Here is a 7,231-nt window from a genome sequence, read left to right as displayed (position 1 = left end):
ATGTGTATAAGGGCCAGGTCCGACGCCGCCCGAACCGAAGCCGGCGGCCCCGCCCGCCCAGCCGGCCCGGGCGGCGTCGGACACCTCGGCCTTCTTCTCCGCGCGCTCGCGGGAGGCCGACAGCCGCACGGAACCCGGGCAGGACGAGCCGGCCCCGGTGGCGTCCATCCCGTCGGCCCCGAAGGCCCCGGCGGGTCCGGCCGACGACGACGTCATCTACCGGCGGATGCTGTCGGAGATGCTCGGCGACCCGCACGACCTGGTCAACAGCCCGGACCTGGATTGGCAGTCGGTCTGGGACCGTGGCTGGACGCTGGCGGCCGCGGCCGAGGAAAAGCCCGTCGAGGCCCACACCACCGACCACGGCCTGCCGGTGCGCACGCCAGGTGCGCGGCTGGTGCCCGGCGGCGCCAACGGCGCCGAACAGGACGAGCCGGCCGAGCCGGACCAGGGGCTGAACGGCCGATCCCCGTCGCACCGGGAGCCGCAGCACGCGGCCACCGGCCCGTTGGCCCGGGACCCCGAGGCGGTTCGCGCCTCGTTCAGTAGCCATTTCGGTGGCGTGCGCAGCGGACGCTCCCACGCCCGTGAAACCGATCAAGGATCCGACGAGCGATGACCTCCCCCGACAACTCCCTGGACTGGTTGGTGACCAGGTTCGCCCGCGAGGTCCCCGGCGTCGCGCACGCACTGCTGGTATCAGTCGACGGGCTGCCCATCGCCGCCAGCGAGCATCTCCCGCGCGAACGCGCCGACCAACTGGCCGCCGTGGCCTCCGGACTGGCCAGCCTGGCCACAGGCGCCGCGCAGCTGTTCGAGGGCGGCCAGGTGCTGCAGTCGGTGGTCGAGATGCAGAACGGCTACCTGTTGTTGATGCGGGTCGGGGACGGCTCGCACCTGGCGACGCTGGCCGCGACGTCGTGCGACATCGGTCAGATCGGCTACGAGATGGCCGTCCTCGTCGAACGGGTGGGCGGCGTGGTGCAGTCGACCCGCCGGTCGGCCGTGCAGCAGCACTCGTGAGCCGCGATGGACACCCCCCAGAACTGGCCGGCGCACCGTAAGGGGAACCTGGTCCGTCCGTACACCCTGACGTCCGGGCGGACCGACACCAACGTCGACCTTCCCCTCGAGGCGCCGATTCAGACGCTGCAGGCCGGCCTGACGCACCGGTGGCCGCCCAACGACGCGCGAGGCAGAATCATCCGGCTGTGCGTCGACAGCCCGTCGGTCGCCGAAATCTCGGCCCGGTTGGACCTTCCGCTCGGTGTCGCGCGCGTCCTGGTCGGAGATTTGGTGCTGTCCGGCTACCTTCGAGTGCATAAGACGTTGTCTGAGCGTTCCACCAGAGACGAGCGCCACGAACTCATAGGAAGGACACTGCGTGGCTTACGCGCACTCTGACGTGCAGCCCGATTCCGGCACCCATGCGTCGACCAAGATCGTGATCGCCGGCGGATTCGGGGCCGGCAAGACCACCTTCGTCGGGGCGGTGTCGGAGATCATGCCGCTGCGCACCGAGGCGATGCTGACCGACGCCTCGACCGGCGTCGACGCGCTCGAGGCCACCCCGGACAAGCGGACCACCACCGTCGCAATGGATTTCGGCCGGATCACCCTGGCCGAGGACCTGGTGCTCTACCTGTTCGGCACGCCCGGGCAGCGCCGCTTCTGGTTCATGTGGGACGACCTGGTGCGCGGCGCGATCGGCGCGGTCGTGCTGGTCGACTGCCGGCGCCTGCAGGACAGCTTCGCCGCGGTCGACTTCTTCGAGCACCGCAACCTGCCGTTTCTCGTCGCGGTCAACGAGTTCGACGGCGCGCCCCGCTATCCGGTCGCCGAGGTGCGCCAGGCGCTGACCCTGCCGCCGCACATCCCCGTGATCAGCATCGACGCCAGGGATCGCCGGTCGGCGACCGACGCCCTGATCGCGGTCAGCGAATACGCCCTGGCCAGCCTGTCGGCCAATTGACCACGCGGTGGGTCGACCAGGAATTCGAGGGCCACGACTTTACCGACGACGACCTCAGCCGGCTGCAGACCGAGCGGGTCGTGTTCACCGAATGCAACTTCGGCGGCGCCAACCTCGCCGAGTCGCAGCACCGTGGATCGGCCTTCCGTAACTGCACGTTCCGGCGGACGTCGTTGTGGCGCAGCACGTTTTCCCAGTGCAGCATGCTCGGCTCGGTGTTCGTGCAGTGCCGGCTGCGGCCGATCACGTTCGACGAGGTCGACTTCACGCTCGCCGTGCTCGGCGGCATCGACCTGCGCGGCGTCGACCTGAGCGGCTGCCGGCTGCGGGAAACCAGCCTGGTCGAGGCCGACCTGCGCAAGGCAGTGCTGCGGGGCGCGGACCTGCGCGGCGCGCGGACCGCCGGCACCCGCCTGGACGACGCCGACCTGCGCGGCAGCACCGTGGATCCGGCGCTGTGGACCACGGCCTCGCTGGCGGGCGCCCGCGTCGACGTCGACCAGGCCGTCGCCTTCGCACTCGCCCACGGGCTGCGGCTGGATGGGGCTTCGGCCGGATGAGCGATCAGCGGCTGATCGCTCAGCGCCTCAGCCGGATGCGCCACCGCACCAGCGCCGCGTAGGTGACGGTGAGTACCGCGAGCATGCCCATGTCGAACAGCCAGGCCACCGGCGTGTGCTCGAAGTGGCTGTCCCGCGGGCTCTGCGGGCCGGGCGACACCGCCCACAGATCGACCGTCGACCCCTGTGCCGCGTAGCCCCACCGCGAGGGCACCAGCCAGGACAGCTGGTCGAGAAAGATCCGGTGGGTGACAGGCACCATGCCGCCGGAGAGCACCATCTGCATCATCAGCGACACCACCAGCAGCGGCATGATCTGCTCGTTGGAGCGCGCCAGCGCCGAGAGCAGCAGGCCCAGCATCGCCGCCGCGACGCACGTCGCGGCGACCCCCGCGAACAGCTCGAGGGTGGCGTTACCGAGCAGCACCGCCGGCCGCGTCGGCGGCCCCTTGCCCACCACCACGATGGCCGTGGCGATGGCCGCCTGGATGACGGCGAACGTGCAGAACACCGCCACCTTGGCCAGCAGATAGGCCGTGCTCGACAGGCCGACCGCCTGTTCGCGCCGGAAGATCGGCCGCTCGCCGATCAGGTCGCGGATGGTCAGCGCGGTACCCATGAACGCGGCCGCCATGGTGAGCAGGGTCAGGATCATTCCGGCCTCGCCGGCCGACTCGCTCATCGGATCGGCGTAGCCGAAACCGACGCTGCCGGGCACGGTCAGCGACAGCGCGCCCATCACGAACGGCAGCACCGCCAGGAACAGGAAGTAGGCGCGGTCGGAGATCACCAGCCGGACCTGGCGGCGGGCGATCGTGGAGAACTGGCGGCGCTTGCTGGTGCGCGCCGGGACGCCCAGCTCGGCCGGCGCCTCGGTCAGCGTGGGCGGCGGCGGTCTGTTCTGCGCGAGGAAGCGGCGATTGGCCTCGTCCGGATTCGCGCCCACCTTGGCGAAGATGTGCGCCCAGTTGGTGGTGCCCATGGCCCCGCCGATCTGGCCGGGCGGGCCGAGGTACGCCGTCTTGCCGCCCGGCGCCATCAGCAGCACCTGGTCGCAAACGTCGAGGTAGGTCAGCGAGTGCGTGACCACCAGCACGACGCGGCCGGCGTCGGCGAGCTGCCGCAGCATGGTCATGACCTGTAGATCCAGCGCCGGGTCCAGGCCGGACGTCGGTTCGTCGAGGATCAGCAGCGACGGCCCCGTCAGCAGTTCCAGGGCCACCGACGCGCGCTTGCGCTGACCGCCGGACAGGTTGTCGACCCGGGTGTTCGCGTGCTCGGTCAGGCCCAGCTCGTCGAGGACCTGGGCGACCACCTGCTTGCGGTCGGACTTGCTGGTGTCGGGCGGCAGGCGCAGCTCGGCGGCGTAGCCGAGCGCCTGGCTGACCGTCAGCTGCCGGTGCACGACGTCGTCCTGCGGGACCATCCCGATCCTGGTGCGCAGCGAGGCGTACTCGGTGTGGATGTTGTGGCCCTCGAAGGTGACCGAGCCCGACGACGGGGTGGCGTACCCGGCGATCAGCCGCGACAGCGTGGTCTTGCCCGCGCCCGACCCACCGATCAGCGCGGTCAGCGTGCCGGGCCGGGCGACGAACGAGATCCGCTCCAGCAGGTTCTTGCCGTCGACGCCGAAGTTGACCTCGCGCACCTCCAGGCCGCCGGCCCGGGTCGCCGCCTCCTGGCGGCGAACCAGCATCCCGTTGTGGAACACCAGGTCGACGTTGCCGATCGTCACCACGTCGCCGTCGGACAGCACCGCGGACCCGACCCTGACACCGTTGACGAAGGTGCCGTTGCTGCTGTTCGCGTCGCGGATCTCGGCGCCGCTCGGGGTCGGGTTCAGGAAGGCGTGATGGCGTGAGGCCAGCACGTCGGGCACGACGATGTCGTTGTTGAGCGCGCGCCCGATCCAGGCGGCGCGGCCGGCCTGCGGCCGGACCTCGGAGTCGGATCCCGGGACGCCGACCCATGTGGTCGGGAACTCGCCGGCGTCTGCGGCGCGGGCGGCCTGGGTGGGCGGGTTCAGCGCGACGGGGTGCGGCCCGGACTGCGGTACGGCGCGGGTCGCGCTGTCCGGCGGGACGATCGGAGCGGCCGACCTGCGCTGGGCCTCACGCCGGGGGAAGGGGCGCGACGACGGCGGCGCGGGCGGTCGTGGCGGAGGCGCAACCGGTCGGGACGGGGCCGGCGCCGGGCGCGGGCCAGTCGCCGGCGCGGCGGGACGCGCGGTGATGATCGGGATCGACTTCGTGGTCGGCGGCAGCAGTCCGACGCTGCCCGTGTGTTGGCCCACTTCGAACGTGATCCGCGGGCCGTCGGGCTTGCCGATGTTGATCGTTTGGCCGTCGTGGATGTCGACGACCGGCACCCGCTGGCCGTCCAGGTAGATGCCGTTGAGCGAGTTGTTGTCGACGGCCAGCCACCGCCCCTGATCGAAGCGCAGCAGCACGTGCGCGCGGGCGATCAGTGGATGCGCCACGCGCAGGTCGGCGCGCAGGTCGCTGCCCACGACCACGTCACGGCCGGCGGCGAAACTACCTTCGGAGCGGTCAGATCGAGCCGTCAGCACGGGCTGCGCAGGTCGAGTCATCGCATCCAGGGGGTCGAGGTTTGGGGCGCCGGCCTAGCGTTTCAGCCGGATATGCCAGCGGACGATCGCGGTGTAGCCGATCGACAGCGCGGCGAGCATGAACATGTCGAACACGAAAATGTGCTTGGAGTGTTGCCAGATCGGGTCGTTGGTCGGGATCTGCTTGACCTTCACCAGCGACGGGAAGTCGATCGAGGACGCGCCCGCCGCGTAGCCCCACCGGGCGGGCGTCAGCCACGCCATCTCCTCGAGGCCGAAGCGCTGATACACCGGGATCATTCCGCTGGAGAACACCAGCTGGGACATGATCGACACCACCAGCAGCGGCATGATCTGCTCGTTGGACTGCGCCAGCGCCGACAGCAGCAGGCCGAGCATGGCCGACGCCACACAGGTGCCCGCGACGGTGACGAACAGCGAGAAGGTGGAGTTGCCGAAGAACTGCGGATGCGCCGTCGGCGCGCCCTTACCCAGCCGCACGATGATGGTCGCGATCGCCGCCTGGCCCGTGGCGAAGACGCAGAACACCGCGATCTTGGCCAGCAGATAGGCGGTGGTGGACAGCCCCACCGCCTGTTCTCGCTTGAAGATGGCGCGCTCGCCGATCAGGTCGCGGATGGTCAGCGCGGTGCCCATGAAGACGGCACCGATGTTCAGCAGCACCATGATGTACTGCGGCTGCGTCGGCGCGGGACCCATCGGATCGGCCGGACCCAGGCCTGGGTGCGGGCCCTTCACCGTCAGCGACAACGCGCCGATGAGGAACGGCAGGATCGCCAGGAAGATGGTGTAGCCGCGGTCGGACACGACCAGGCGGACCTGGCGCCGGGCGATCGTGGACAACTGCCGCAACAGGTCGGTCTGGGGTGGTTCGCCCAGATCCGCCGGGCTCTCCGGGGTCGGTGGCTGCGACGACTGCTGGTTGCGCTCCTTGAAGCGGCGGTTGGCCTCGTCCGGGTCGGCGCCTACCTTGGCGAAGATGTCGGCCCAGTTGCGCGTCCCCATGGCGGACTCGACCTGGTCGGGCGGCCCGCAGAACGCGGTCTTCCCGCCGGGCGCGACGAGCAGGATCTGATCGCACACGTCCAGGTACGACACCGAGTGGGTCACCACCAGCACCACGCGGCCCGCGTCGGCCAGCTGGCGGAGCATCAGCATGACCTGACGGTCCAGCGCCGGGTCCAGACCCGACGTCGGCTCGTCGAGCAGCAGCAGCGACGGCTGGGTGAGCAGCTCGAGGGCGACCGAGGCGCGCTTGCGCTGGCCGCCGGAGAGCTTGTCGACCCGCGTGTCGGCGTGCTGGGTCATGTCGAGTTCCTCGAGCACCTGCGCGACGACGCGGGCCCGTTCGTCTTTGCTGGTGTCCGGCGGCAGGCGCAGCTCGGCGGCGTAGTTCAGGGCCTGGTTGACCGTGAGCTGGCGGTGCACCACGTCGTCCTGCGGGACCATGCCGATCCTGCTGCGCATGGAGGCGTACTCGGTGTGGATGTTGTGGCCCTCGAAGGTCACGTTGCCCGAGGTCGGACTGGTGTAGCCGACGATCAGCCGCGACAGGGTGGTCTTGCCGGCGCCCGACCCACCAATGATGGCGGTTAGGGTTCCGGGCCGGGCGGTCAGCGAGATGTGGTCGAGCAACTGCTTGCCGTGGTCGACGGTGTAGCAGACGGAGTTGACTTCCAGGCCGCCGGTGCGCGTCGCCGCCTCGGTGCGCCGGACCAGGCTGTCGCCGGTGAACACCAGGTCGACGTTGCCGATGGTGACCACGTCGCCCTCGGTCAGCACAGCCGAGCCGACCCGGACACCATTGACGAAGGTCCCGTTCACGCTGTGCGCGTCGCGGATCTCGGTGCCCAGCGGCGTCTGGATCAAGAAGGCGTGGTGACGCGAGGCCAGGACGTCCTGAATGACGATGTCGTTGTCGGTGGCCCGGCCGATGGTCTGTGACCCGGCCGGCTTCTGGATCGCGCCGGACCGCGACGGCAGCAGCGCCTGGAACATCTTCGTTGCCAGGTTTGCCACCTCGGGCGGCTTGGCGGAGGTGGGGGCCATCCGGGTGTGCGGGCTGGCCGAGACGGCCGGCATGTGCGCCAGCGGCGCGGCGTTGTGCGG

6 protein-coding genes and 1 pseudogene are annotated in these 7,231 nt (G+C 70.4%); 5 read left to right on the top strand and 2 right to left on the bottom strand.

What is annotated here, in order from left to right; all coding sequences use genetic code 11:
• Positions 1-13: 13 nt before the first annotated feature.
• From B8W69_RS29195 to B8W69_RS29175, 5 genes and pseudogenes are all read left to right on the top strand, one after another.
• A pseudogene (locus B8W69_RS29195) lies at positions 14-619 on the top strand (ATP-binding protein); the annotation flags it as partial.
• Positions 616-1,023: a serine protease inhibitor gene (locus B8W69_RS29190; RefSeq protein WP_085293116.1), complete on the top strand. Its 408-nt coding sequence runs from the start codon at positions 616-618 to the stop codon at positions 1,021-1,023. The pseudogene B8W69_RS29195 and the gene B8W69_RS29190, both read left to right, overlap by 4 nt.
• A 6-nt stretch (positions 1,024-1,029) precedes the next feature.
• Positions 1,030-1,404, top strand: coding sequence for a DUF742 domain-containing protein (locus tag B8W69_RS29185; protein WP_085293115.1), 375 nt, complete (start codon positions 1,030-1,032; stop codon positions 1,402-1,404).
• Entirely contained in the window at positions 1,385-1,972 is a 588-nt protein-coding gene (locus B8W69_RS29180) for a GTP-binding protein (protein ID WP_085293114.1), read from the top strand. Before B8W69_RS29185 ends, B8W69_RS29180 begins: the two co-directional genes overlap by 20 nt.
• On the top strand, positions 1,969-2,532 hold the full coding sequence (locus tag B8W69_RS29175) for a pentapeptide repeat-containing protein (RefSeq protein ID WP_085293113.1): 564 nt from the start codon (positions 1,969-1,971) through the stop codon (positions 2,530-2,532). The genes B8W69_RS29180 and B8W69_RS29175 overlap by 4 nt, the downstream gene beginning before the upstream one ends.
• A 19-nt stretch (positions 2,533-2,551) precedes the next feature.
• Here B8W69_RS29175 and B8W69_RS29170 read toward each other — a convergent pair whose 3' ends face one another.
• Together B8W69_RS29170 and B8W69_RS29165 are read right to left on the bottom strand one after the other, a co-directional pair.
• Positions 2,552-5,122 (bottom strand): ATP-binding cassette domain-containing protein, encoded by a 2,571-nt coding sequence (locus B8W69_RS29170; RefSeq protein WP_085293112.1) that lies wholly within the window; start codon positions 5,120-5,122, stop codon positions 2,552-2,554.
• A 33-nt stretch (positions 5,123-5,155) separates the two neighbouring features.
• Positions 5,156-7,231, bottom strand: a 2,076-nt coding sequence (locus tag B8W69_RS29165) for an ATP-binding cassette domain-containing protein (RefSeq protein ID WP_181447513.1), incomplete at its 5' end; no start/stop codon positions are given.

This window comes from Mycolicibacterium vulneris, from assembly GCF_002104765.1.
GTDB classification, from domain to species: domain Bacteria; phylum Actinomycetota; class Actinomycetes; order Mycobacteriales; family Mycobacteriaceae; genus Mycobacterium; species Mycobacterium vulneris.
The sequence above is the reverse complement of the archived record's forward strand: the minus strand, read 5'-3'. Positions and strand labels throughout refer to the sequence as shown.